Annotated in this window: 20 protein-coding genes and 1 tRNA gene; 6 read left to right on the top strand and 15 right to left on the bottom strand. The window is 72.4% G+C overall.

Features of this window, described 5'->3' with window-relative positions; genetic code table 11:
- Positions 1-218: 218 nt before the first annotated feature.
- Entirely contained in the window at positions 219-5,096 is a 4,878-nt protein-coding gene (locus QBL25_RS21110) for a PAS domain-containing protein (RefSeq protein WP_409058582.1), read from the top strand.
- Positions 5,097-5,216: 120 nt separating this feature from the next.
- On the opposite strand, the gene QBL25_RS21115 is transcribed toward QBL25_RS21110, so the two are convergent.
- The 9 genes from QBL25_RS21115 to QBL25_RS21155 form a co-directional block, all read right to left on the bottom strand.
- Positions 5,217-6,866, bottom strand: a complete 1,650-nt coding sequence (locus QBL25_RS21115) for a long-chain fatty acid--CoA ligase (RefSeq protein WP_409058583.1) — start codon at positions 6,864-6,866, stop codon at positions 5,217-5,219.
- Between the two features lie 206 nt (positions 6,867-7,072).
- Positions 7,073-7,636, bottom strand: coding sequence for a SigE family RNA polymerase sigma factor (locus tag QBL25_RS21120; protein WP_409058584.1), 564 nt, complete (start codon positions 7,634-7,636; stop codon positions 7,073-7,075).
- 161 nt (positions 7,637-7,797) lie between these two features.
- The gene (locus QBL25_RS21125; RefSeq protein ID WP_409058585.1) at positions 7,798-8,715 is read right to left on the bottom strand and encodes a glycoside hydrolase domain-containing protein; all 918 of its coding nucleotides are present in this window, start codon (positions 8,713-8,715) and stop codon (positions 7,798-7,800) included.
- Positions 8,716-8,767: 52 nt separating this feature from the next.
- The gene (locus tag QBL25_RS21130) at positions 8,768-9,934 is read right to left on the bottom strand and encodes a lipid-transfer protein (RefSeq protein ID WP_409058586.1); all 1,167 of its coding nucleotides are present in this window, start codon (positions 9,932-9,934) and stop codon (positions 8,768-8,770) included.
- Positions 9,931-10,338 (bottom strand): MaoC family dehydratase, encoded by a 408-nt coding sequence (locus QBL25_RS21135; RefSeq protein WP_409058587.1) that lies wholly within the window; start codon positions 10,336-10,338, stop codon positions 9,931-9,933. Before QBL25_RS21135 ends, QBL25_RS21130 begins: the two co-directional genes overlap by 4 nt.
- 386 nt (positions 10,339-10,724) lie before the next feature.
- The gene (locus tag QBL25_RS21140) at positions 10,725-11,903 is read right to left on the bottom strand and encodes an acyl-CoA dehydrogenase family protein (protein ID WP_409058588.1); all 1,179 of its coding nucleotides are present in this window, start codon (positions 11,901-11,903) and stop codon (positions 10,725-10,727) included.
- Position 11,904: 1 nt separating this feature from the next.
- A complete protein-coding gene (locus QBL25_RS21145) occupies positions 11,905-12,813 on the bottom strand; it encodes a bifunctional MaoC family dehydratase N-terminal/OB-fold nucleic acid binding domain-containing protein (protein ID WP_409058589.1) in 909 nt (302 codons plus the stop codon).
- Positions 12,810-14,048 (bottom strand): acyl-CoA dehydrogenase family protein, encoded by a 1,239-nt coding sequence (locus tag QBL25_RS21150; protein WP_409058590.1) that lies wholly within the window; start codon positions 14,046-14,048, stop codon positions 12,810-12,812. Before QBL25_RS21150 ends, QBL25_RS21145 begins: the two co-directional genes overlap by 4 nt.
- Positions 14,049-14,373: 325 nt before the next feature.
- Complete coding sequence (locus tag QBL25_RS21155) at positions 14,374-14,685, bottom strand: hypothetical protein (protein WP_409058591.1); 312 nt, start codon at positions 14,683-14,685, stop codon at positions 14,374-14,376.
- A gap of 370 nt (positions 14,686-15,055) precedes the next feature.
- On the opposite strand from QBL25_RS21155, the gene QBL25_RS21160 reads away from it, so the two are divergent.
- Complete coding sequence (locus QBL25_RS21160) at positions 15,056-15,928, top strand: bifunctional DNA primase/polymerase (protein ID WP_409058592.1); 873 nt, start codon at positions 15,056-15,058, stop codon at positions 15,926-15,928.
- 85 nt (positions 15,929-16,013) lie between these two features.
- On the opposite strand, the gene QBL25_RS21165 is transcribed toward QBL25_RS21160, so the two are convergent.
- From QBL25_RS21165 to QBL25_RS21180, 4 genes are all read right to left on the bottom strand, one after another.
- Positions 16,014-16,733, bottom strand: a complete 720-nt coding sequence (locus tag QBL25_RS21165; RefSeq protein WP_409058593.1) for a sensor domain-containing protein — start codon at positions 16,731-16,733, stop codon at positions 16,014-16,016.
- A gap of 225 nt (positions 16,734-16,958) precedes the next feature.
- Positions 16,959-17,183 (bottom strand): hypothetical protein, encoded by a 225-nt coding sequence (locus tag QBL25_RS21170; RefSeq protein WP_409058594.1) that lies wholly within the window; start codon positions 17,181-17,183, stop codon positions 16,959-16,961.
- 205 nt (positions 17,184-17,388) lie between these two features.
- A tRNA-Ser gene (locus QBL25_RS21175) sits at positions 17,389-17,473 on the bottom strand.
- A 42-nt stretch (positions 17,474-17,515) separates the two neighbouring features.
- Positions 17,516-19,024 (bottom strand): S1C family serine protease, encoded by a 1,509-nt coding sequence (locus tag QBL25_RS21180; protein ID WP_409058595.1) that lies wholly within the window; start codon positions 19,022-19,024, stop codon positions 17,516-17,518.
- A 183-nt stretch (positions 19,025-19,207) separates the two neighbouring features.
- On the opposite strand from QBL25_RS21180, the gene QBL25_RS21185 reads away from it, so the two are divergent.
- From QBL25_RS21185 to QBL25_RS21195, 3 genes are all read left to right on the top strand, one after another.
- The gene (locus QBL25_RS21185) at positions 19,208-20,020 is read left to right on the top strand and encodes a glycerophosphodiester phosphodiesterase (protein ID WP_409058596.1); all 813 of its coding nucleotides are present in this window, start codon (positions 19,208-19,210) and stop codon (positions 20,018-20,020) included.
- A 62-nt stretch (positions 20,021-20,082) separates the two neighbouring features.
- The gene (locus tag QBL25_RS21190; protein WP_409058597.1) at positions 20,083-20,700 is read left to right on the top strand and encodes an ATP-binding protein; all 618 of its coding nucleotides are present in this window, start codon (positions 20,083-20,085) and stop codon (positions 20,698-20,700) included.
- Positions 20,701-20,953: 253 nt separating this feature from the next.
- The gene (locus tag QBL25_RS21195; RefSeq protein WP_409058598.1) at positions 20,954-21,919 is read left to right on the top strand and encodes a DUF5926 family protein; all 966 of its coding nucleotides are present in this window, start codon (positions 20,954-20,956) and stop codon (positions 21,917-21,919) included.
- Positions 21,920-22,124: 205 nt separating this feature from the next.
- On the opposite strand, the gene QBL25_RS21200 is transcribed toward QBL25_RS21195, so the two are convergent.
- On the bottom strand, positions 22,125-22,766 hold the full coding sequence (locus tag QBL25_RS21200; protein WP_409058599.1) for a hypothetical protein: 642 nt from the start codon (positions 22,764-22,766) through the stop codon (positions 22,125-22,127).
- A 57-nt stretch (positions 22,767-22,823) separates the two neighbouring features.
- Positions 22,824-23,501 (bottom strand): bifunctional DNA primase/polymerase, encoded by a 678-nt coding sequence (locus QBL25_RS21205; protein WP_409058600.1) that lies wholly within the window; start codon positions 23,499-23,501, stop codon positions 22,824-22,826.
- A gap of 538 nt (positions 23,502-24,039) precedes the next feature.
- Here QBL25_RS21205 and QBL25_RS21210 point away from each other — a divergent pair.
- Entirely contained in the window at positions 24,040-25,473 is a 1,434-nt protein-coding gene (locus QBL25_RS21210) for a PP2C family protein-serine/threonine phosphatase (RefSeq protein WP_409058601.1), read from the top strand.
- Positions 25,474-25,535 lie beyond the last annotated feature (62 nt).

The following is a 25,535-nucleotide window of genomic DNA, read 5'->3' on the forward strand; positions in this document are numbered from 1 at the left end:
GGGTCCGGTTTTGGCCACCACCGAATCGGCCCCGCCGGTACCTCGTCGTGACCAGGCGGTACGGAAGCCTCACATGTTCTGCGTGCGACCTCCCTCTCATCCGGCGTCGCGCCCACAACCACTCCCCGTAGACTCCCTCCCGTGACACGCCGCGGACCGCGGGGCAAGATGGCCTGGGCGAGTCGGCAAGCAGCAGTAACCAGGGAGGAAGCGTCGTCGTGAGCAGCAGGCCATCCCGAGGCGCTGCTCGCCTCGCAGCCATACTCGACGCGCTCCCGGACGCGCTGGTCCTCGTGAACGCCAACGGGACCGTCGTGAACGCGAACGCGATCGCGCTGGAGGCGTTCGAGACACCGGGCACCGCCCTCGTGGGCCGCGGGCTCCTCGATCTGTTGCCGGAGTTCGACTCCCGGCTCATTCCCGGATCGATGCGCCGCCCCGAGTCCATCGACGAGCGCGGGCGGACCAAGCCGACGCGGATGACCGCGCGCCGCACCGACGGCAGCGAGTTCCCCGTCGAGGTCACCAGCTCGAACCTGGAGGACATCCGGGACGCCTACGACAATTACGGCTACACCGGCGACGAGTTGCTCATGCTCGTCGTACGCGACCTTTCGGGCGCGGTGGACACCGAGGCCGAACTGGCGCGCTCCCAGCGGCAGACCGAGATGATCCTGCGGGCCGCAGCCGAGGGCGTCGTCGGCACGGACACCGACGGACGGGTCGTCCTCGTCAATCCGGCCGCCGCACAGATACTGGGCTTCCGGGCCAGCGACCTCGGCGGGCAGGAACTGCACCACCTGGTGCTCCACTCGCGCGCCGACGGCGAGCCCTTCCCCTACGAGGAGTCCCCGCTCGCGGACACCCTCCGCTCCGGGCGCAAGCACCGGGTGCGCGGGCAGGTCCTGTGGTCCAAGAGCGGCGACCGGGTCGCGGTCGACCTGACGACGGCGCCGGTGCGCGACGGCGACCAGCTCGTCGGCGCGGTCATGACGTTCACCGACCGGCGGCCCTACGACGCGCTGGCCGAGGAGCACGAGGCCGCGCTCGCGGCGCACGCGGAGGAGATGCAGGCCGCCACCGAACGGCGCACGGAGGAGCTGCGGGCCGCGACCGAGCGGCACGCGGCGGAACTCGCCGCGGCCGCTGAGCAGCGCGAAGAGGAGATCGCCGCCGAGCAGGAGCGGTACGCGGCGCTCGCCGAACGCGAGAAGGACCGGTTCGAGGAGTTCGCCGAGCACGAGAAGGCGCGGTACGACGCGCTGGCCGCACGCCACGAGCAACTGCTGGCCGTGCTGGGCTCCTCGCTGCGCGGCCCACTGGACGAACTGCGGCGTGAGCTTTCGGCCCTCGCCGCCGATGACGCCGGGCAGTTGTGGCCCGAGGCGAACCAAGTCCTCCACCACCTTTCGGCGGGATACGCCCGCATCACCACGCTGGTCGACAACGTGCTGGGCTTCCAGCTGCTCGACTCGGGCGCCGACCAGCTCTCCCCCGTCAAGGTCATGCTCGACGCGGTCGTCGCGAGCGGCGTGGAGGGTGCGGTCGAGCTGATCGGGCCCGGTCGCGCGCAGTTCGCCGTGCACGCGCCGCCGATCGAGGTAGAGGTCGACCCGGGGCGGCTCGCCACGGCCCTCGCCCACCTGGTCGCGGACGTCGCGGGCATCGACGCCACGGGCAACGCGCGCGCCGGTGCGGCCCCTTCGGGCATGACCGCCGGCGGGTACGTGGACTCGACCGTGGTCGTGGCCGCAGCCCAGCGCGGCGAGGTCGTCCGCATCGAGGTGCGGGGTCCGTACGCCGGGGGAGACCCGGTGCACGAACCGATCGTCCGGGGCATCGTGCGGGCGCACGGCGGCGTGCTCCAGACGCACGAGGTACCGGGGATGAGCGGCAACGCGTACGTCCTCGAGGTGCCGATCGGCGCGGGAGCGGGCGCGGTGGCCGGTGCGGGCAGCGGCGCCCTGGCCGGTGCGGGGAACGGCGCCGGGGTCGGCGCCGGGGGTTCTTCCGCCGGGTCGTCGGACGGGGACGGTTCTTCGGATGCCTCCTCGGGTGGGTCGCCGGGCGATCCTTCCGTCGGGTCTTCCGTCGGGTCCTCCGTCGTGGTGCCGGCGCAGGCTTCGCCCGCCACGAGTGGCGGGCGGCGCAGGGCGCGGCGGGCCGCCGGGCCCTCCGTCGACTCCTTCCTGGAGAGTTCGGTCGCCGAGGGCGCGACTTCCGGAGGCGAGACCTCGGGAGGCGGCACCTCGGTGGGCGGGGCTTCGCCGAGCGGTACCGGGCGGCGGCGTGGACGGCGTGCGGCTGAGGCGGACGCCGCGCAGACCGCGGCGGCCCAGGTCGCCGAGGCGGCGGCGTCGGTGGCCCCGGGCGCGCCCGCGCTCGGCGAGGGTGCACAGACTTCCAGCGGTACGGGGCGTCGGCGCGGGCGGCCCAGTGCCGCCGAGCGGGGCGTCGGCGCTCCGGAGGCCGGCGCGGTGGGTCCCGGGGGCGCGCTGAACCCCGGGGGCTCCGTCGGCTCCCCGGGCTCCGTCGGCTCCCCGGGCTCCGTCGGCTCCGTGGTGACGGCTGCCGAGCATGCCGCCGGGTCCGCCGCCCGGGGGCAGGCCGTGCCGCCGCAGGGCGTGCCGGTCCCCGCGGGGGGCGTGGCCCCTGCCGCTTCGGGGCAGCGGGCACGACGGAACGACGAGCAGCTCGCGTTGCCGCCCGCTCTGCCTTCGGGTGGTGGCGGGCAGGAGGGTGTTGCCGCCGGGAGCTCCGGGGCTGCTTCCGGGGCCGGTACGGCCGTGGCTGTCGCGGGTCCGGGTGGCTACGCGGGTGACACGGGCGAGGCCTCGCCCCGGCCGACGGGACGGCGCCGGCGTGCGCTGGCCGCGGCCAAGGAACGTGCCGCTGCCGAGGAGGCTCCCAGCGGGCGCGTCTTCGCGCTGCCGCCCGCCTCCGCGGACCAGGACGACACGGGGCAGCACGAGGCGGCCCTGCACCACCCGGCCGACGACCACACCCCGCCGCAGCCGCACCCCGCGGAGGCCCCTACGGGTCGCCGCAGGTCACGCGCGGCCCAGGCACCCGGGCAGGGCCAGCCGCAGGGGGAGACCCCGGCGCCGGGACAGGTCCAGGGACAGCCGCAGGGACAGGGACAGGGACAGGGCCAGGCTTTGGGTGGTCAGACGCCCGCGGTCGGCGGTCCCGTGGGGAATCCGCAGGGCACTCCGCCCGGTGGTGTTCCCTCGCAGCCCACCACGTACGCCGAAGGCACTCCGGGCCCGGGCGTCCACACGCCGGGCAGGGGCGTCGCGCTCCCGCCCGAGAACGGCACCCTGGGTGGAGGCACCCAGGGCGGGGGCACCTCGGGTGGAGGCACCTCGGGTGGAGGCACTTTGGGCGGAGGCACCTTGGGCGGGCGGGCCGCGCAGCCGCTGCCCGCCGAGGCCGCGCCCGGTGACCCCAACTCGACGCAGGGGCGCGCGTTCAGCGTGCGCACGCTCGGGCAGGGCGTGCCGTTCGGCCAGCAGATCGCCGAGCAGCAGCAGCGCCGCCTTGGCGCGCAGCAGGGGCAGGGGCAGGGTCAGGGGCAAGGACAGGCTTCGGGTGGCCCGGGGGCTTCTGGGGCTCAGGGAGCTTCTGGGGCGCAGGGGGCTCCGGGTGGCCCGGCGGCTCCTGGGATCCCCGGGACTCCGGGTGGTGGCCCGGCGGCTCCGGGTGGTGGTCCGGCGGCTCCGGGTGGTGGTCCGGCGGCTCCGGGCAACCCGGCCGCTCCGGACCCCGCCGGGTCCCCCCAGTCTCCGCTGGCCCCCCAGTCTCCCCTGCCCCCGCAGGCTCATCCGGCCCAGCAGAACCCGCAGGGAGGCCGGCAGGGAGGACCGCAGGGAGGCCGGCAGGCTCCCCAGTCGCCGCAGGCACCCGCCCCGGGGCAGGCCCAGGGGCAGGCCGGCCAGGCCCAGCTCTCCGCTCCCGGCCAGGCAGCCCCGCCCGCCCCGCAGCGGCCCACCGCAGGGTCGCTTCCTGAGCAGGCGCCGACGCAGTCCGCGGCTCAGGGGCAGGCCCAGGGGCAGGGACAAGGCCAGGGCCCGGGGCAGTCGCTCGGTGGCGGCTCCCTCGGTGGCTCCGTCGGAGGCTCGGGGCGCCGCCGCAGGCTCTCCACTCCCCCTGACCCCGCCGCCGACGACCGCGCCGAAGCCGCGGCCCGCCCGCATCCCCAGGCGCAGGCCCACCCGCAGTCCCGGATCGCGAACTCCTCGGAGGGCACGGGCCGCTCGTACGCGATCGGCGCCCCGGACGAGGACGCCGACGAGGGCCCGGAGCCGCTGGACGGTCCCGGCGGCGCGGTGGAGGTCGCCAACCGGCCCCAGCCGCAGCCCATGGACGACGAACTGCCGCCCGAGCCGCTGGACAACCCGCGCCGCCTCCTCGTCTGGCCCGCGCCCGACGTCACCACCCAGCAGGCGCTGAGCGACCGCGGCTACCGCCCCGTCATCGTCAACTCCCGCGAAGAGGTCGACGCCCAGATCGCCGCGTTCCCCGCGGCCCTGTTCGTGGACCCGCTGACCGGACCGATCACGCGGACGGCCCTCCAGTCGCTGCGCACCGCCGCCGTGGCCGCCGAGGTCCCCGTGCTCGTCACGGCGGGACTCGGCCAGGCGACGCGCGAGGCGGCGTACGGCGCCGACCCCGCCGTACTCCTGAAGGCGCTCGCGCCCCGCGACAGCGAGCAGCACCCGCCGCGCGTCCTGCTCATCGAGGAGCACGAGGAGATCGCGCTCGCCCTGACCGCCACGCTCGAACGGCGCGGCATGCAGGTCGCGCGGGCCGAGAGCGACGCGGACGCGGTGACGCTCGCGGCACAGATGCGGCCGAACCTGGTGGTGATGGACCTGATGCAGGTGCGTCGCCGCAGGGCCGGAATCATCGACTGGCTGCGCGCGAACGGCCGCCTGAACCGCACCCCCCTCGTCGTCTACACCGCCGCCGTCGACCAGACCGAACTGCCGCGCCTCGCCGCGGGGGAGACGGTCCTGTTCCTCGCGGAGCGGTCGACGAGCACCGAGGTGCAGGGCCGCATCGTGGACCTGCTGGCGAAGATCGGCACGAACTAGACCCGAGGGAGGGGGCAGGGCCGAATGCACGGCTCAGTCCCCGCGGCAGGCAGAACACGGCGATGCGCCGCTCCCACGGGGGAGCGGCGCATCAGCCGGATCGTCCGGTCGGGTCCGGCGTCAGAGCTTGGTGACGTCCAGTTCCCCGGCCGCGTACTGCTTGCGCAGCACCTTCTTGTCGAACTTGCCGACGCTCGTCTTGGGCACGGCGGGCACGATCGCCCAGCGCTCGGGCAGCTGCCACTTGGCGATGCTGCCCGCGAGGAACTCGCGCAGGGCGGCGTACTCCAGGCTCGCGCCCTCCTTCAGCACGACCGTGGCCAGCGGGCGTTCGCCCCACTTCTCGTCGGGGACGGCGACGACCGCCGCCTCCGCGACGTCCGGGTGAGCCATGATCGCGTTCTCCAGCTCGACGCTGGAGATCCACTCGCCGCCCGACTTGATGACGTCCTTCGCGCGGTCGGTGAGCGTCAGGAAGCCGTTGGGGCTGATCACGCCCACGTCACCGGTCTTCAGCCAGCCGTCCGGGCTGAACTTGTCCTCGGGCTTGAGGTCCTCGCCGCCCGCTCCGCCGTAGTACGCGCCCGCGATCCACGGCCCGCGCACCTCCAGCTCGCCCGCCGACTCGCCGTCCCACGGGAGGTACCCGCCGTCGGGGCCGGCCAGGCGCGCCTCGACGCCGGTGGGGAAACGTCCCTGCGTGAGGCGGTAGGCGAACTCCTCGTCCGTCCCGATGGCCGAGGCCGGCGGGCGCGCGACCGTGCCGAGCGGGGAGGTCTCCGTCATGCCCCAGGCGTGGCAGACCCGCATGCCCAGCTTGTCGAACGCCTCCATCAGCGAGGGCGGGCAGGCCGAGCCGCCGATGGTGACCTGGTGGAGGGAGCTGACGTCGCGCGGCTTCGCGGTGAGTTCGGCGAGCAGGCCCTGCCAGATGGTGGGGACGGCGGCCGCGTGCGTGGGCCGCTCCGTCTCGATCATCTCGGCGAGCGGGGCGGGCTGGAGGAACCGGTCCGGCATCAGCATGTTCACGCCGGCCATCAGGGTCGCGTGCGCCAGACCCCAGGCGTTGACGTGGAACTGCGGGACGACGACGAGGCTGGTGTCCGCGTCCGTCAGGCCCATGGACTCGGTCATGCAGACCTGCATGGAGTGCAGGTAGATGGAGCGGTGGGAGTAGACGACGCCCTTGGGGTCGCCGGTGGTACCGGAGGTGTAGCACATGGCGGCGGCCGTACGCTCGTCGAGCTCGGGCCAGTCGAACACCGTGGGCTTGGCGGCGATCAGGTCCTCGTACTCGTGCACCTGCGCCTGGACGCCGGCCAGCGGCGAACGGTCCCCGGGGCCCGAGATCACCAGATGCTCGACGGTCGGCAGCTGCGGCAGCAGCGGCGCGAGCAGCGGGATGAGGGAGCCGTTGACGATGATCACGCGGTCGGCCGCGTGGTTCACGATCCAGGTCAACTGGTCGGAGGGCAGCCGGAGGTTGAGGGTGTGCAGCACGGCGCCCATACAGGGGACCGCGAAGTAGGCCTCGACGTGTTCGGCGTTGTTCCACATGAACGTGGCGACGCGCTCGTCGCCGTCGACCCCGAGGTCCTCGCGCAGCGCGTGGGCCAGCTGGGCCGTGCGTTCGCCGATCTCGCGGAAACTGCGGCGCTGCGGGGTGGCCTCGCCGGTCCATGTGGTGACCTGCGACGACCCGTGCACGGTCGTCCCGTGCCGAAGGATGCGGGTGACGGTCAGTGGTACGTCCTGCATCGTGCTCAGCACGGCGTCCTCCCGGTGGGCGCGCGGCATTCATCCGGGGCGGCTCCCGGATGACCTACCTGGCAGTAGGGCTCGCCAGATTCTTGCCGCATACCGCACGGTATGTCACTAGCCCGGGAGAAGAAAGGTCCGGCAGAGCTGCGACAACCACCGAAGCCGAGGTCCCACGCGGCGGGGCCGGGCCAGAAATCCCGGGGGCTGCCGTGGGTTCACCGGACCGGCGTGAGCTCCGGGTCCTCGCGCAGTTTGCCGAGCGCACGCGACACCGCGCTCTTGACCGTACCGATGGACACCCCGAGCACCTCGGCCGTCTGGGCCTCGCTGAGATCCTCGTAGTACCGCAGTACCACCATCGCCCGCTGCCGGGCGGGCAGGTTCATGATCGCGCGCCACATCGCGTCCCGGAGCGCCTGCTGCTCGGCCGGGTCCGCGACCGGCGTCACGTCGGGCTCGGGCAACTCGTCGCACGCGAACTCGTCGACCTTGCGCTTGCGCCACTGCGAGGTCCGGGTGTTCAGGAGGGCCCGGCGCACATAGCCGTCCAGCGCCCGGTGGTCCTCGATCCGGTCCCACGCGACATAGGTTTTGGTGAGGGCGGTCTGCAGCAGATCCTCGGCATCGCTCGGGTTCGCCGTCAGCGAGCGCGCGGTGCGCAGCAACACGGGCTGGCGCGCCCGTACGTACGACGCGAACGACGGATACGCCGAAGGACTCGCTGTCCGCGTCGCGGCCTTCGATGCGCTGGTGCACATGGGCACCATGGATACGGTCATGGCTCCACGCTAGAAGCGCCCCCTACTTCAGCGGATCGGCCGCAGGTCCCGAAGCAGTGTCCGCCTCAGGTTGTACGCGGGGTGGTACCCCCACCTCCTGAAGGTGGAGGAGGCGGAGCACACCTCTGAGGGTTCACCCCTGAGAGGACCGCCCCACGGGCCTAACCGATCCGGGCCACCGGCGCGTGCACGAGGTTCCTGTCGATCATGAGCGTGCGCCCGCCGTGCCGCTCTTTCACGTTCCCCGCGTACTGGTGAATCCGCCGCTCAGGGTGCCACGCACCGCGTGCGAGCGCCGGCTCGCGGTACAGATGCGGCCGCGTGTGCCAGCGCGCGAACCACATCACCGCCGGCAGGTCCCGCACCCCTGCCCGCCGCGCCGCCTCCATGTGCCGTACGCCGGAACTCGCACTGCTGTAGAACCCCGGGACGTACCCGAGCCTGCGCACCTCGCGGTCCCAGGCCCGCACGAAGGAAAGGGTGGTCTTCGCACATTTCTTCTTCCGGTGGGCGTACGCCTCCATGTCCAGATAGAGCGGGCTCAGCCCCCGCATCCCCAGCGCCTTCGCCTTCTTCACCGCGTCACGCCCCTCCTTCGTCCCCTGCTTCCAGGGGTGCTTCCCCATGCGTACGTCCTTCTTGTGCTTGGCGGTGACGCAGGGGGACTGCGAACCGACGTACACCGGAAGCACCTTCCACCCCAGCCCCCGCACCTTGCGCATCCACCCGGCGGTCAGCTCCGGCTGGCGGTCGCACGCACGGCCGCGTCCCCCGTAGTAGACGCCCACCGCCTGGTAGTCGGAGGCCTTCCACCGGCGCATCGTCCCGACGGGCGGCGCGAGACAGGTGTCGAAGGCCCACCCACGAAAGGTCGACACCCCGGCCGCCCGCCCGGCCCCACGCGTACGCTCGCCGGTCTCGTGGCCCTCCGACCGCGAACCGTCGGCCGCCCCGTGGCTCCCCGGCCGGGAGCCGTCGGCCCAGGGTCTGCTCACGGCACCGGTCGGTGGCGCGCCCACGGCCAGCGTGGACAGGGCGACGGCGAGGACAAGTCCCATCATCAGCTTTCGGCAGCGCATACGCCGAGTGAAGGGCCCACGGCTGCCGCCATGCCGGGGACACGCGCCGCGTTCAGCCGTCCGCCGCCAGAATCAACCCTGATGTGGGGACACCCGTACCCGCGGTGACCAGCGTGCGCGCCGCGCCCGGTATCTGGTTCACGGACGTGCCCCGCACCTGGCGGACCGCCTCCGCTATGCCGTTCATCCCGTGCAGATACGCCTCCCCCAGCTGGCCCCCGTGCGTGTTCAGCGGCAGCCTCTCCTCGGCCACGAAGTCCGCCGCCTCCCCCGGCCCGCAGAAACCGAACTCCTCCAGCTGCATCAGCACGAACGGGGTGAAGTGGTCGTAGAGAATGCCCACGTCGATCTCGCCCGGCGTCAGCCCCGAGCTGCGCCACAACTGCCGCGCCACCACGCTCATTTCCGGCAGCCCGCTCAGATCGTCGCGGTAGAAGCTGGTCATCTGCTCCTGAGCCCGGCCCGCTCCCTGGGCCGCCGCCGTGATCACCGCCGGCGGATTCGGCAGGTCCCGGGCCCGCTCCACGCTCGTCACGACGATCGCCTGCCCGCCGTCGGTCTCCTGGCAGCAGTCCAGGAGCCGCAGCGGCTCGACGATCCAGCGCGAGGCCGCGTGATCGGCGAGCGTGATCGGCTTTCCGTGGAAATAGGCCGCGGGGTTGGTCGCCGCGTACTTCCGGTCGGTGACCGCCACGTGGCCGAAGGCGTCGGGCGTGAGGCCATAGGCGTGGAGATAGCGCTGGGCCGCCATCGCCACCCACGACGCGGGGGTCAGCAACCCGAACGGCAGGGACCAGCCGAGCGCCGCGCCCTCCGCCGACGGCTCCCTGTGCTGCACGCCCGAACCGAAGCGGCGGCCCGAGCGTTCGTTGAACGCGCGGTAGCAGACGACGACTTCGGCCACCCCGGTCGCCACCGCGAGCGCCGCCTGCTGGACGGTCGCACAGGCCGCGCCTCCGCCGTAATGGACGCGCGAGAAGAACGACAGCTCCCCGATCCCGGCCGCCTGCGCGACGGTGATCTCCGGGTTCGTGTCCATGGTGAACGTGACCATGCCGTCGACGTCCTCCGGACCGAGCCCGGCATCGTCGAGCGCGAGCCCCACCGCCTCCACGGCGAGCCGCAGCTCACTGCGCCCCGAGTCCTTGGAGAACTCGGTGGCTCCGATGCCCACCACGGCGGCCTTCCCGCCCAGCCGATCTCGTGTACGTGCGCTCATGCCGCGCCCCCTGCCGGAACTCCGCCGGGGACGGTGACCGTGACCGTGCCGGTGACGTGCTTGCCGATGCCGTTGGCCCCCACCACCTTGACCGTGGCCGTGTCGCCGTCGACCTGCTCCACGGACCCGGTCAACACCATCGTGTCCCCCGGATAGTTGGGCGCCCCCAACCGGATCGCCACCTTGCGCAGGACAGCGCCGGAACCGAAGTGGTCCGTCACGTACCGGCCGACCAGGCCGTTCGTGGTCAGGATGTTCATGAAGATGTCGGGGGAGCCCTTCTCCTGCGCCGCCACCGCGTCGTGGTGCACGTCCTGGTAGTCCCGCGAGGCGATCGCCCCGGAGACGATGAGCGTCCGGGTGACGGGAATGGCAAGCTCCGGCAACGCGTCCCCGACCCTCAACCCCTTGCCTCCTCCACCACCCCGCCCGTCAACCACACGACCACCCCAGCCGACGCCCTGCGCCTCCGCCTGCCACGCTCCCTGCCCCTGTGGCTGCGCCTGCCCCACTCGCTGCCCCTGTGGCTGCGCCTGGTCCTGGGGCCGTCCCTGTGGCTGCGCCTGATCCTGGGGCCGTCCCTGTGGCTGCGCCTGATCCTGGGGCCGTCCCTGTGGCTGCGCCTGATCTCGCGCCTGGTCCTGGGCCTGTCCGTGTGGCTGCGCCTGTCCCCGCGCCGAGCCCTGTGCCCACGCCCGCTCCGGGTCCTGCGCCTCCCCCTGTTCCCGTCCTCTCCCCTGCCCCTGCCCCTCTGCCGTGCCGCCGGCTCCTCCGGTGCCCCGTTCCCCCGTCATGCCGCCCCCTCCTGCTCGCCCCGGGCGATCAGGTCGCCCATTTCCTCCAGGACTTCGCTCCCGCTCCCTAGATACGCGTCCAGCTGCCGGCCCCACAGGAAGTGCCGGTGCACGGGATGGTCGAGGTCGGCTCCCATGCCGCCGTGCAGGTGCTGGCCCGCGTGCACGACGCGCTTGCCGCCCTCCGACGCCCACCACGCGGCGGTCAGCGCATGCGTGCCGTACGGCAGGCCCGCGTCACGTCGCCAGGCCGCCTCGTACGCCGTGACCCGTATCGCCTCGGTGTCCATGTGCGCGTCCGCCGCCCGGAGTTGGACGCCCTGCTTCGCCGCTAGCGGACGCCCGAACTGTTCCCGCTCGTTCGTGTAAGCCACCGCGCGGGCCAGCGACCCCGCGCACACCCCGGCTTGCAGCCCCGCGAAGGCCGTCCGCGCGCTAGCCAGCACGTCCTCGTAGGCTTCGCTCCCCCCGATCCGCTCCCCGGGAGTGCCGTCCAGGACCAGCCGCCCCGCCGCCCAGGGCGCGGTCAGCTCCACCGGCTCGGTCTCCGTGTCGGCCACCCGCACCCTCCACAGGCTCTGGCCGCCCTCTCGCCCCGGGTCACGCACCGCCACCAGGACCTCCGTGGCATCCCGCAACCACGGCACCCAAGGCACCACCCCGGTCAGCCGACCCGCCACCGGCGCCCCGGCCCCCGCCTCGCCATGCGCCCCGCCCTGAGCCCCGGCCGAGGCGCCCGCCACCGCTCCAGCCGAAGCCACCGCCCCCGCCCCGGACGAAGCACCGGCCCCCGCCCCCTCCACGAGGACCGCCACACCGCCCCGCGCCGGGAAAGCCCCCGTCGCGACCGCCGTCCCGTCCCGTAGCCCCGGCAGCAGCCGCCCCCGCTGCTCCTCGGTGCCGTGTGCCGCCACGGCGAGCAGGCCGTAGACACAGGTCGCCGCGAAGGGGACCTGGGCCGTCGTCCTCCCCTGCTCCTCAAGCAGCAGCACGAGGCCGAGCAACCCGATCTCCTCCACCGCACCTGGCAGCCCGGCCGAGCACAGCGCCTTCCACAGCTCGGGGTCCGATCCCGTGCCCCCGGCCGCGAGCCGCTCCGGAGTCGACAGGTCCCCGAAGATCTCCCTGGCGAGATCCCGCGCGGCGGCCTGCTCCTCCGTAGGTGTGAAGTCCATGTCAGACCCCGCCCCCCGCCATGCTTTCGACGGCCCGGAACACCGGAAGCTCCAGCTCCTTGTCCACCTGCTGGAATTCGAGCCGCACCGGCTGCCCGATCCGCACCTTGTCGCTGGGCACGCCCACCACGTTGCTGACCATGCGCACGCCTTCCGCCAGCTCGATGAGCCCCACCGCGTACGGCGGGTCGAAGGCGGGGAAGGGCGGGTGGTGCATGACGACGTACGAATAGACCGTGCCCTCGCCGCTCGCTTCGACCGTGTCCCATGCGAGGGATCCACAGGCATTGCAGCCGGGCAGCCACGGGAAGCGCAGGGCCCGGCAGCCGCCGCAGCGCTGGATCAGGAGCCGGTGGCGGGCCACTCCCTCCCAGAACCCGGCGTTGTCCCGGTTGATCACGGGGCGGGGCCGCTTGGCCTGGGGTTCGCGCTGCGCGGGTGCGTACTTGAGGATCCGGAAACGGTGGGTCCCGGCCGGCTCACCGCCCGCTCTGACGTCCATCCGGGTCGTGACGAAATGGCCCGTGCCCAGCTTGGTCGTCTTGCGCTCCGACACCGACTCGATGACCGCGTCGAAGGTGATCTCGTCCCCCGGCCGCAGCGGCCGCAGATACTCCTGCTCGCAGTCCGTGGCCACGACGGAGGTGTATCCCGCGCCGTCCAGGAGCGCGAACAACTCGTCGTACGCCGCCGAGCGTCCCTGGTGTCCGGAGAGTCCGCCCATCGTCCAGGCCTGGAGCATCGTCGGCGGTGCGATCGGATCCGCGCCCCCGTAGGCCGGGTTCGTGTCGCCCATGGCCTCGCACCAGTGCCGGATCATCGGTGCGTTCACCGGGTCCTTGCCCACGCCCGCCGTGGCGGCCGCCCGCCCCTCGAACACCTTCAGCGCCTCGTACGAAAGATCGGTCACCGCCGCCCCCTCCGCATCCCGAGCCGCATCGTCGCCACGATCTCCCGCTGCACCTCGCTCACCCCGCCCCCGAACGTATTGATCTGTGCCGCTCTGTTCATCCGCTCCAACTCCCCCTCACCGGCCGTGCCGAGCGTCAGGGAGCCGGGTGAACCGGCCCGGACCAGACCCGCCTCGCCCGTGACTTCCTGACATATTCGGTACACCTCCACCGCCGATTCGGTTCCCACGAATTTCACGCCGCTCGCGTCGCCCGGCGCCAGCGCACCCGCCCCGACATCCCCCACCAAACGCCAGTTGAGCAGGCGCGTTGCCGCCAGCCGGGCCTGCGCTTCGGCCAGCCGGGACCGGACCCACGGCGCGTCAATCCGGCGCTCGCCCGTCACCGGATCGGGGGTACGGGCGTAGGCGAGAGCCGCGGCGTAGAAATCCTCGGCCTGCATCCCGATCGCGGCGAGCGCGACCCGCTCGTGGTTGAGCTGGTTGGTGATGAGGCCCCAGCCGCCGTTCTCCTCGCCGACGAGGTTCGATGCGGGGACGCGGATGCCGTCGTAGTACGTCGCCGTCGTCGTCAGACCGCCCACGGTCTCGATCGGCGTCCACGAGAACCCCGGCGCGTCGGTCGGCACGAGGATGATCGAGATGCCTTGGTGCTTGGGGGCCTCGGGGTCCGTGCGGCAGGCCAGCCAGATCCAGTCCGCGTTCTGCGCGTTCGACGTGAAGATCTTCTGCCCGTCGATGACCCACGAGCCCGCGCCCTCACTGCTCTCACCCCCGCCGGCCTCGGAAATACCCGCACTCCGGGCCACCCCGGCCTCCCGCACCGCCCGCGTCCGCAGCGAAGCCAGGTCCGTGCCCGCCGACGGCTCGCTGTAGCCGATCGCGAAGACGAGGTCGCCGCTGAGGATGCGCGGCAGGAAGGCCGCTTTCTGCTCCTCGGTGCCGTACTTCATGAGGGTCGGCCCGACGGTGTTCAGGGTGACCATCGACACGGGCGCGCCCGCCCGGTAGGCCTCGTCGAAGAAGACGAACTGCTCGTCGGGCCCGCGGCCCTGACCGCCGTACTCGACCGGCCAGCCGAGGCCCAGCATGCCGTCGGCCCCGATGCGCCGCAGCAGTCGGCGCTGCCCCTCCAGGTCGTGCCCCGCGGGCGGACCCGCCGGCATCAGCTCGCGGAAGTAGGCGCGCAGTTCGGCGCGCAGCCGCTGTTGGCGTTCGGTGGGGGCGAGGTGCACGGCGGCGGCCTCTCCTTCGCGTCAGGGCGTCGCACCGACAAGGGTTTCTGACTGTCCGTCAGAAACTGTGGCGGTGTCAAGAGATCACCCCGGATGCGGGGGGATCGCGCCGGACGCGACCCCGGGGCCCCGCCCCCGCACGCCCGGCCCACGGCCCTGACCCCGCACACGCACGCCCGGCCCACGGCCCTGACCCCGCACACGCACGCCCGGCCCGCAGCCCTGACCCCGCACACGCCTGCGCGGCGGTGCAGATGCACCGCCGCGCAGAACGCCACACACCCCATCGAGCAGGCCCCAGGAGCTACCCCGGAGGGCCGTCACCTCACCAGAGGTGGGTGAAGTTGACGGCGATGTTCTCGTTCGACTGGTCGATCGCCGTGAACGCCGAGCCGTTCACCTGGGCGGTGTTGTTCTGGTTCGAGGCGCCCGAACCGACGGCCTGCTGCTGCGACGTGTTCGAGTTGCCGCTGTTGTTGCCGCCGACGCCGCTGCCGTTGACGGTCGCCACGCCCGCATGCGATCCGTCGTTCGCGAACGAGCCGTTGTCGGCCGTCGCGACACCCGTGAAGAGTGCGGCAGCCAGGGGCAGGGCCGCGGCTGCAGCGATGACGCGGGCGGTACGGATGCTTGCCATGTCAATTCCTCCGTTACGGGGGTACGCACCGGCTGTGTGCCGGGAGTACCTGAAGTGCTTGTTTTCCAAGGCAGTTGGCCGACCGCCTTCGGTGTTCTGCACGACGTCGCGAGATCAGAATTGCCCACCGAATCCCCGGCGAACTACCCCGGAAGCCCCGATTCCCCCGCAAGCGTGAGTACAAGTCGATAAACATGCTTCGTGCTCTCAAAGCACCAGCTCAGCCCCCATAACCCCGCCCAAACCCAGGCGCCGCAGGCGCTGAAGCGTTCCTCCACTTCGTGCAGATCGGCGGTCGCGAACCCGCTTCGTCCGCGCGTCGCACCGCTCCCCTCTTTCTTTCTTCGAACGCTTGTACGAAAATGAGGGCATGGCCACCATCGACCGCCATGCCACAGCGCTCGCGCTCGCCCACGCCCTGTCGGCCGCCGAGCGCGGCCTCGCCGTCATCCCGCTCTCCCGCACCAAGCTGCCTGCCCTCCGCTCCCCCCACCACGAGGAGCCCGAGCCGACCCCCTGCCACGGCGAATGCGGCCGTCCGGGACACGGCGTGTACGACGCGTCGTCCGACCCGTGGCGCATCCGGGAGCTTTTCGCCGCCGCCCCCTGGGCCACCGGCTACGGCATCGCGTGCGGACTGCCCCCGCACCACCTGATCGGCGTAGACCTCGACACCAAATCCGGTACGGACGCTCCGGCGGCCCTGCGGGAGCTGGCGCTGCGCCACCTCTTCACGATCCCGCCGACGGTGGTCGTGGCGACCCCCAGCGGTGGCCGCCACATCTGGCTCGCGGGCCCGCCCGACGCCGTCGTCCCCAACTCCGCGGGGCGCCTCGCCCCCGGCATCGACATCCGGGGCGCGGGCGGCTACCTCGTCGGCCCCGGCTCGCGCACCGAGCACGGCGTCTACAGCGCCGTGGCTGGCACCGCCCATCTCCCTCCGGCGAGGTGCCCGATCGCCCTGCTGCGCCTGCTCACGCCCCCTCCCCGCGTCCACCACCCCCCGCTGCCGCAGATGCCGGCCCCGGCCCAACGGGGTCACGGCCTCGTCCAGTTCGTGCTGGCCGCCCACGAGGGTCAGCGCAACACCCGGCTGTTCTGGGCCGCCTGCCGTGCCTACGAGAACGGCATCGGCGAGACCCTGGCCGATGAACTCACCGACGCCGCGGTCCGGGTCGGCCTCACCGATCGCGAGGCCCGTTCGACGATCGCGTCGGCCGCGCGGCTGACGGGGCACGCGTGAGGGGGAGTCGACGGGAACGAGGTAAGGGGCGCCCGCAGTAGCGGACGCCCCTTACCTCTCACCCGATTCCGGCCACGGCCTGCGCTCACCGGCGGCCGAGCAGCGAACGCACCGCCGCCCGGTCGATGTTCGTCAGGGCGCGGACCAGCTTCGGCGTGAGGAAGACGAGGGTGAGGCCGAGCAGGGAAGCCCCCGCGATCTGTACCGGCGACTCCAGGTAGTACGCGTGGTGCTCGCCGCCGGAGGTGTAGTCGAACACCCGGTAGCCCGGCCAGTCGACGTAGCGCGGGAAGACCCACGAGTACGCCGGGAGAAGCGCGACCACCCAGCCGGTGACCAGGAACGTCACGCTCAGCACGAAGGACACGACGCGCGGCGGGAACATCACGAACTGGAAGAGCAGCGCCCGCCAGCCCGCGCCGTCCGAGAGCCGGGCCCGCATCCCCGCCCACGCACCCCCGTCCCGCGGCGTCTCCACGGCGTCGGGCCCGGCCACGTCGAGCCCGAGCCTCGCCCGCGCCCGCCCCCGCTCGGCGGCACCGAGCCCCCGCGCACCGGCGAGCCCGGCCGCGAGGACCGGAAGCCCCAGCACGGTGACGAACAGGCCCAGGCCGAGCGAGAACATCGTCACGGCGAAGGTGAAGCCCACGATGGCGAGGGGCAGCGACGTCACGGTGTAGCCGATCTCCCGGTACGTGGAGGCGGCGAAGGGCGCCCGCCAGAAGCCGGGGGACTCCGCGGGGTGCCGCCCGGCGGAGGGGGAGGCGGGAGCGGCTGCGTACGGCGTCAGGGTGCTGGTGCTCATGACGGGCCTCGAATCTTCGCGGTGGGGAGGTGGGGACGTACCGGGGACGTGCCGTGCTGACGTCCTCAACCTTCGCGAATCCGAGCGCCCCGCGACATACGGCGACCCGCCCTCTCGGGGGTGTCGCTGACACCACCCCCGACCGGGAAGCCCACCCCACCGGAGACACCCCCACGACGAAGGGGTGCCCCTCAACGAGAGGCACCCCTTCGGACCAGCGGAAGCTCAGCCGTCGAAGCCGAAGCCGTGGAGCGAGGTGCCGTCGCGGTGGCCGCCGTCCGCCTGGCCGGCGGTGGTGATGCCGTAGGGGCCACCCATGTTCGTGAAGGTCTGGCCCGCGTAGCGGCCCTCGGAGAAGGTGGTGCCGGGGTCGTCGGCGACGGCGGTCCCGGCCGCCAGGAACCCGGCGACGGTGGCTACGGCGAGGGCGGAAGCGATGCGCTTCAACACGAGTTTCTCCTTTGAGATGAATCCGGTGAACGCACAGAACGAGACCGCACTCACCCCCCACCTCCCCCCAGGGCTCGCCGCACAACGGCCACGTGGAGTACCAGGTTCATCCAAGGCGGGTTACTCATGTTTACGTGCGGCCACGCACCACCCGAAAGCCGAGAGCCTCCGACCGATCACGCTGGTCAGAGGCTCTCAAAAACTGCGGTGGGTGTGGGATTTGAACCCACGGTGGCTCTCGCCACGACGGTTTTCAAGACCGTTCCCTTAGGCCGCTCGGGCAACCCACCCCGCACCGCCGTTCACGGCGGTGCGGGGACAAGAGTAGCGGGTCAGCTCTCGCCCTTGCGCTGGCCCAGGACCACGTCGACCTTGTGCTCCTTGCCGTCGCGCTTGTACGTGATCTCGACGGTGTCGCCCGGCTTGTGGGTCCAGATCTGGCCGATCAGGGTCGGGCCGCTGTCGATCACCGTGTCGTCCAGCTTCGTGATGACGTCGCCGGGCTTGAGGCCCGCCTTGTCCGCCGGGCCGTTCGGGGTGACCGCCTGCGAGCCGCTCGCGCCCTCGCGGGAGATCGTGGCGCCGCCCGTGTTCTCCTCCAGGGCGACCGAGGCGCCGATCACCGGGTAGACGGCCTGGCCGGTCTTGATCAGCTGCTGCGCGACGTACTTGGCCTGGTTGACCGGGATCGCGAAGCCGAGGCCGATGGAGCCGGACTGGCCGCCCCCGCCGAGACCGCCGCCGCTCTCCGCGGGCTTGATCGCGGAGTTGATGCCGATGACCGCGCCGCCCGCGTCGAGCAGCGGACCGCCGGAGTTGCCGGGGTTGATGGAGGCGTCGGTCTGGAGGGCGCTCATGTACGAGCTCTTGCTGCTCGCTCCGTCGCTGGAGGTCACCGGGCGGTCCTTGGCGCTGACGATGCCGGTCGTGACGGTGTTCGAGAGGCCGAAGGGGGCGCCGATGGCGATCGTCGAGTCGCCGACGGCAACCTTGTCGGAGTTGCCCAGGGGGAGCGGCTTCAGGTTCGACGGCGGGCTCTTGAGCTTGAGGACCGCCACGTCGTAACCCTCGGCACGGCCGACCACCTCGGCGTCGTACTTCTTGCCGTCCGAGAACGTCGCCGCGAGCTTCCCGCCGTCGGCCGCGGAGGCCACGACGTGGTTGTTCGTGAGGATGTGGCCCTGCTTGTCGTAGACGAAGCCGGTGCCCGTGCCGCCCTCGCCGTTGCCGCCCTGGGCCTCGATGGTGACGACACTGGGCAGCGCCTTGTTCGCGATGTCGGCGACCGTGCCGGGGTCGCGCTTCAGGTCGGCCGGGGTGTTCGACGCGGAGACCGTCGTCGAGCCCGTGCTGTCGTTCCGGTCGGCCGCCCAGAAGCCGATGCCGCCGCCGACACCGCCCGCGACGAGCGCGGCCACGAGCATCGCGGCGATCAGACCACCCCGGCGGCCCGCGGGCTTGGACCCCTCCGGGTGCTCGGCGGTGTACGAGGCGCCCCATCCGGAGCCGGCCCCTCCACCCTGGGCGTACGAAGGAACGGCGGGCGGCGGCGGAGGCGGCCAGGCACCCGCCCCAGCACCCGCCCCGGCCCCAGCAGCGGCCCCGGCACTCGCGCCGGCTCCCGCCCCAGAGGCGTGCGGGGGCGCACCCCCGGTGGTACCGGCGTGCGGGGGAGCCTGGTGCGCCGACGGTTCCTGGCCGGGCGCGGCGGGCGGCGCCACGTGGGCGGGCGCGGCGGAAGCGGGCGTCGCAGGGTCGGCGGAAGCAGCGGGAGATTCCACCGGCACAGGAGGCGCTGACGGGGCCGGGGGTACCTCATTGCCCTCGTTCTCGGTGCTCACAGCTCTTCTCCTCGGTCCACGCTGTCGTTCTCGGTCACGGCCTGGCTGTGTCCAACTGTGCATGTGTCTGCAGTCAGCTTTTCCCATGGGCTGTCAGGGCACCATAAGCCGATCCTGTGGATCCGGCTCTGTGTGCGCCACCAGGACAAGCCTGCGGGTACCCCGTGATGGCACCATGACGCGGTGACCCTCGCACGACAGCACCAGATCCAGGTCGTCGCCCACCGCGGAGCTTCCGAAGACGCCCCCGAACACACGCTGGCGGCGTACAAGAAGGCGGTCGAGGACGGTGCCGACGCCCTCGAGTGCGACGTACGCCTCACCGCGGACGGACAGCTCGTCTGTGTCCACGACCGCCGCGTGAACCGCACCTCGAACGGCCGGGGCGCCGTGTCGGCCCTGGAGCTCGCCGACCTCGCCACCCTCGACTTCGGCTCCTGGAAGAACAACCACGGTGAGGCCGACGAAGGCCCCGACTGGGAGGACACCTCCGTCCTCACCCTGGAACGGCTTCTCGAACTCGTGGCCGAAAGCAATGCCTCGGGGCGCAACGTCCAGCTGGCCATCGAGACCAAGCACCCCACCCGCTGGGCGGGTCAGGTCGAAGAACGGCTGCTGCTCCTCCTGAAGCGCTTCGGTCTGGACTGCCCGCCTCCCGACGGGCCCTCTCCCGTACGCGTCATGAGCTTCTCGGCGCGCTCCCTCCAACGGGTGCGGGCCGCGTCCCCCACCCTGCCGACCGTCTACCTCATGCAGTTCGTCTCGCCGCGCCACCGCGACGGCCGCCTGCCCGAGGGCGTGCGGATCGCCGGTCCGGGCATGCGGATCATCCGCAATCACCCCGCCTACGTGGCGAAACTCAAACGCGCGGGACACCAGGTGCACGTGTGGACCGTGAACGAACCCGAGGACGTGGAGCTCTGCGCCGAACTCGGCGTCGACGCCATCATCACCAATCGCCCCAAGCAGGTGCTGTCCCAGTTGGGGCGGCACTAACCGCCATCCCGCCCGTTACGGGGTGTGCACCGGCGCGTTCGGTCCGTATTCGATCGTTACGAGTGCGTCACCGCACAAGGATTGGCCGGTTTCCGGTCCAGTCCATTGGGGCATTCACACCGTGGCGTGGGGCGAAGGAGGTCTCGGGGGTGGCGTTGGTGGTGGCACGGGAGGTGCCCGCGTCGTCGAGCATGGCCGTACCCCATGGCCCTGCGGGCGTGGGAGAAGCAAGGCACCGTATGCGCGATCAACTGCGCGGGAACGGAGTGCCGGAATCGGTCGTCGACGATGCCGTACTGATCCTTTCGGAATTGCTCAGCAACGCCTGCCGGCACGGCAGGCCGCTGGGCGAGGGGATGGTCGGCGACGGTGATGTACGGGCCGCCTGGCGCGTGGACGCGACAGGCAGGCTGACGGTCGAGGTGACGGACGGCGGTGGCCCGACCAGGCCCGTCCCGTCCACGCCCTCGGTCACCGCGCACGGCGGACGCGGGCTCAACATCATCACGGCGCTCGCCGACACCTGGGGCGTGCGCGACGACACCCATGGCGAGGTCACGGTGTGGGTCGTCGTCCATGCCGGGCACTGTCGCGAGGACTTCGCGACGCGCCTCACGGGCCCGTCGGCCGCCGGGCTGCCGGACCTCGCGTACGCCGACCCCTTCGACGACCGCGACTGACGGCGGCTGATCGCGGCCGGCCACAAGACTGTCGACGGCTGACGGCTGCTGGCCGCAGCTGACCACAGGTGATCGGCGACCGGCCGTGACTGACCGCGCGGGCAGCCGTCCGCCGCCGGCCGCCGAGGCGGGCGGCCTCCACCGGCTCAGGCTGAATCCCGGCGCCCCCTGGGCGAGCGACTAGGCTCGCGCCCGTACGCCCCAAGGCGTACGAAGAGCCACGCTGTAAAGCCGCATCCGGGAGACACCCAAGATGGCCAAGAAGCGCCCTCAGACCAAGGGCAAGCAGCCGCAGCTGACGGACGGGCAGGTTCCTGTCGTCGGTGCCCGCGAACCCTGTCCCTGCGGTTCGGGCCGCCGTTACAAGGCCTGCCACGGCCGGGCCGCCGCGCACGCGGTGACCGAGCTGGTGCAGCGCCCCTTCGAGGGCCTGCCCGGTGAGGGCGACTGGGTGGCCCTGCGCGAGCTCGTCCCGGCGGCGACGGTCGAACTGCCCCTCAAGGGCGGGCTGCCGGACGGCGTGCCCTCCGTCTCCCTGGCGACCGTCCTGCCGATGGCCTGGCCCGCGCTGCGCCGCGACGACGGCTCGGTCCTGCTCGGCCTGCAGAACGACACCGCGTCCGGCGACATCAGCCGCGACCTCGCCGACACCCTCCAGCGCGCCCTGACCGCCGAGCCCGGCTCCCCGGTCCAGGCCCGCCGCGCCCCCGCCGACGGGCCGCGCCTCCAGGACCTCCTCGACCCCGAGGGCGCATTCGAGCCGATCGTGCACGCGGGCTTCGAATTCTGGGTCCCGGACTCGGAGAACGCCTCGACGGAGGTCTCCGCCTCCCTGGAGCGGGCGAACGCCGCCGCCATCCCCACCGTGAAGCTCTCCGGCGTGGACAGCGCCTACTGGTGCGAGACCCCGGACAAGAACCACCTGCGCTGGGTCATGCCGCACCCCGAGGAGCAGCTCCTCGACGCGCTCGCCCGGCTGCACGCGGCCGGCACGTCGAGCCTCGGCGAGGGCACCCGTCTGGTCGGCTCCTTCCGGGCGCACGGCCTGACGGTCCCGGTGTGGGACCTGCCGACCGGCATGAGCGCCGAGGACATCGAGAAGCCCGCCGCGGAGTTCGCCGAGCGGCTCGCGACGGCGCTGGGCAGCGACGCCCCGCTCACGCCGGAGGAGCGCAGGGCGCGCGGCGGCCTCACCAACCGCCAGGTGACGTTGAGCTGACCCACCAGTCAGTCGGAGGGGAAGGGGTGACTCCTGTCACAACTCCCCGTCGTCGCAGGTAAATCCCTGTCTGGATATCCGAGATCGAATTTGCCCAGAGCAGATCTCTTGTTACCGTTCAGGTAGCCCGGTTGCTGGTGCATCCCCCGTCGCCAGCAACCGGGCGCTTCCATGTCCGGTCCGGCACACCGCCCGACACGGTCTCTCAACTGGCCTTCGGTCGAGCGGAGTTGCTCCCGGAGCGCAGGAGCAGCGGTCCGCCACTCCCTTCGGCGAACTCCACCACCGCCGCATACGCCCCGGCATTGCCCGCCGTGCGCTCCCGGGGCGTCTCGCACGCCCCCGGCTCGTCCGCGGCGCCGACGGCGCAATGGATCTGGAGCGTGCGCCCGCCGGGAGCCATAACGGTCAGTACGGCGCTCAGCTCATCACCGGTGGTGTTCCGGTAGTACGTGCGCCCCCAGGTGTCGCGTCCCTGGGTCAGGACGCACGTCTGGGCTTCGATGCCCTTGGGGGAGGTCAGTTCGGGGCCGCACCGCGCGGCGTTGTCGAGGCCGAGCCCCGAGAGGAGCGACGAGTCGTCCGCGGACGAGGACGCGCCCTCCGTACGCTCCGTGGCTTCCGTACGCTCGGCGCCCTCCGTAGTGGACCGGTTCGCGTCCGCCCTCTCCTTGGAGGGCTGTTTCGCGTCGGGATCCGGTACGGCGGCGGGTGCCGCGTCCGCCGGCCGCTCCGACGGCCCGGCTTCGGCGCCACCGTCACCCACGGGCCCCGCGTACGCGCCGGCGAGGGGCAGGAGAGCCGTAATGGCCACGACGCCCATGAGCGCGATCAGGCGGGGGTTCATGAGGCCTGACAGTAACGACGTTTGACGGACGCCCGGCGCGCCGCGCGCCCATTTCCCCTACAACTCGGGCGCGCTCACACCCGTACGAGTGAGCGCGTCGACCACGGCGTCCACCACGGCCTCGACGTCGGGCACCCACGGCGCCGCCGAGCCGGGCAGCGGAGCCCGCTCCCAGCGCACCGCGCCCTGGCCGGTCTCGGATGGCGGCAGCGCGATGTACCCGCCCTGGCCGTGGAAGCGCAGGGAACCGGGGACGTGGTCCTTGGCGTACAGCAGTTCGCCCAACTGCTCCATGGAGTAGGGCGCGACGAGCAGGAAGAGACGGGCGGGGGTGGCCACGACCGGGCCGAGCCTGATGCCCGTCTCGTCGAGCGCGGCCAAGGCGCGCGCGCCCGCGATCGCGGGCAGGCTGACGGCGCACGGGGCGCCGGCGCCGGTCGCGAGCACGATGGGCGCGTCCGGGCGGTTGGTCCACCACCAGCGGACCATGCGCTCGTCGGTCGTCGCGGTCAGCAGACCGGGGTCGAGGGGGTGGGCTCCTGGCACCGTGCAGTCGGGGTCGGGGCAGGCGCAGCGGGTGCCGTCCCGTCGGTCGAGACCGACGCCGGGCACCACGGGCCACTTCCATGCCGTCGCAAAGGTCAGGGCCGCGCCGATCAGGCCGGGACTCCGGTCAGACTTCCTGCCGGTGAGCCTGGACAGGAGCCTGCTTCGCCTTCCGAGGATCTCGCGCATGAGCGCTCGTTCCTTTCCGTTTACACGCCGAGGAACACGGCGGGCCACAACACACCATGTGTGGATCACTTCGCTGTGCGTAGAACAGGCGCATCACACCCCAGCCTGCGGCATGGGGAACCCCTGAGGGCCGAGCGTTAGCGTGGCGTGGGGTGGCGGTGCCTGGCGTTTGCTGTCCCGCGTGCTTCTCGCCGCCTCCCCCACGGGAGGATGGGGCACGGTCGTCGTGAGTTAAGACGCCCGGGTCCGTCGCCAGGTTCCGGGCGGATCTCAACTGCCCCTGGTCATCACCGAGTACGTACCCATCACGGCCGCTGTGACGCGCCTCCCGAGCCTGAGGGCCTGGGAGTACCCCCTTGTTGAACAATCCCAGTCGATCGCAATAAGCCGTCGCCTCAGGCACTTTTAAGCCAAGTTACCAAGATCGCTAAACGCCACAGAATTCCCACGGACACCAGGAATCCCAGCGGGACAATGCTGGACATCCCCTAACCAGTGCGTGTAGATGTGGAGAACATTGCTAGCGGCGCAGAATGACATGGGGGTTTGCGATGCTATTGAGCAATACGCACCGGCCGGAAAGCCGTCAGCCATGAACGCACCGCACCTCCCGAAAGTGGCCGGAATCGATTCAACTGTTCCGCCACAAGACCACACTGTCGCGCCCGCCCCACCGGTACAGGGCGCACCGACCCTCATGATCCAGGACCGGCTCGCGGGCTGGGTCTCCGATCTGACCACGCTCCAGGAGCTCACCGAGCGCCTGGCGCGCACGCCCACGCTCGACGAGGCCCTGCACGAGCTGCTGCGCGCCGGAGCCGCCCTCGTCGGCGCGCGCCGGGGCCTGCTCGTCCTGGAGCCCGCCGACCGGCTCGGCCCCGACACCACCATCGGCCTCGGTCTCGGCCGGGCCGACCTCGGGCACATCGAGACGGTCCCCCGCGCCTCGACCGCCTTCGGACGGCTGCTGGACGCGCCGCCGGCGCCCCCGGGCGCCGAGACCGAGATCGTGAACGCCGATCTGCTCGCCGACAGCAGCCTCGACCCCCGCCACCGCGAGGTGGCCGCCCGCCTCGGTTACGCCGCGAGCTACGCCCTGCCCCTGTCCACCGGGACGGCGGGCCGCATCGGCGCCGCCGTCTGGCTGTACGACGAGCCGGCCGAGCCCGGTGAGCGCCAGCGCCACCTCGTCGGGCTCTACGCGCGCCAGGCCGCCGAGCACCTGGCACGGCTCATCGAACTGGACCGCGCCCGTACGACGGAGGCCACCTTGCGCGAAGAGCTGCTCCCCTCGCGGCTGCCGCGGGTGGCCGGGGTGCAGCTCGCCGCGCGGCACCGCACGTCCGCGCCCGGAGGCGGCGACTGGTTCGACGCGCTGCCGCTGCCCGACGCCGCGCTCGGCCTCGCGGTCGGGTCCGTCACCGGGTCCGGGCCGAGCGCCGTCGCCGCGATGGGGCGCCTGCGGGCCTCCTTGCGGGCGTACGCCGTCATGGAGGGCGAGGACCCCGTCGCCGTACTGTCCGATCTGGAGCTGCTGCTGCGGCTCACCGAACCGGCCCGGTCCGCGACGGCTCTCTTCGCCTACTGCGAGCCGGCCCAGCGCAAGATCATCTTGGCCGGTGCCGGACACAGCCCGCCGCTGGTGATCGGCGAGCGGCGCACGGAGTTCGTGGAGACCTCCCTCTCGGCGCCGCTGGGGATGCTCGCGTGCTGGGAGGCGCCCAGCGTGGAGTTCCAGCCCGAGCCGGGAGAAACGGTGCTTCTCTACACGGACGGTCTGCTGCACCGCACCGGCGACCCGATGGACCGGGCCTTCGCGCGGCTGCACGCGGCGGCGGCGAGCGTGCCCAGAGCGGTGCGCGACGACCCGGACGCCCTCGCCGACCACGTCCTGCGGACGGTCCTGCCGGACGGGCTCGACGCGGCCGACAGCGACGAGGACGTGGTTCTCCTGGCGGCCCGTTTCGAGTGACCCCGGCGATACGCCATGTAATGGGCCTTCTGGCTCTGGGCCCCCTTCCGTACGCCCGTACG

Origin of the sequence: Streptomyces sp. SYP-A7185, assembly GCF_046103685.1 — a bacterium.
Lineage (GTDB): Bacteria > Actinomycetota > Actinomycetes > Streptomycetales > Streptomycetaceae > Streptomyces.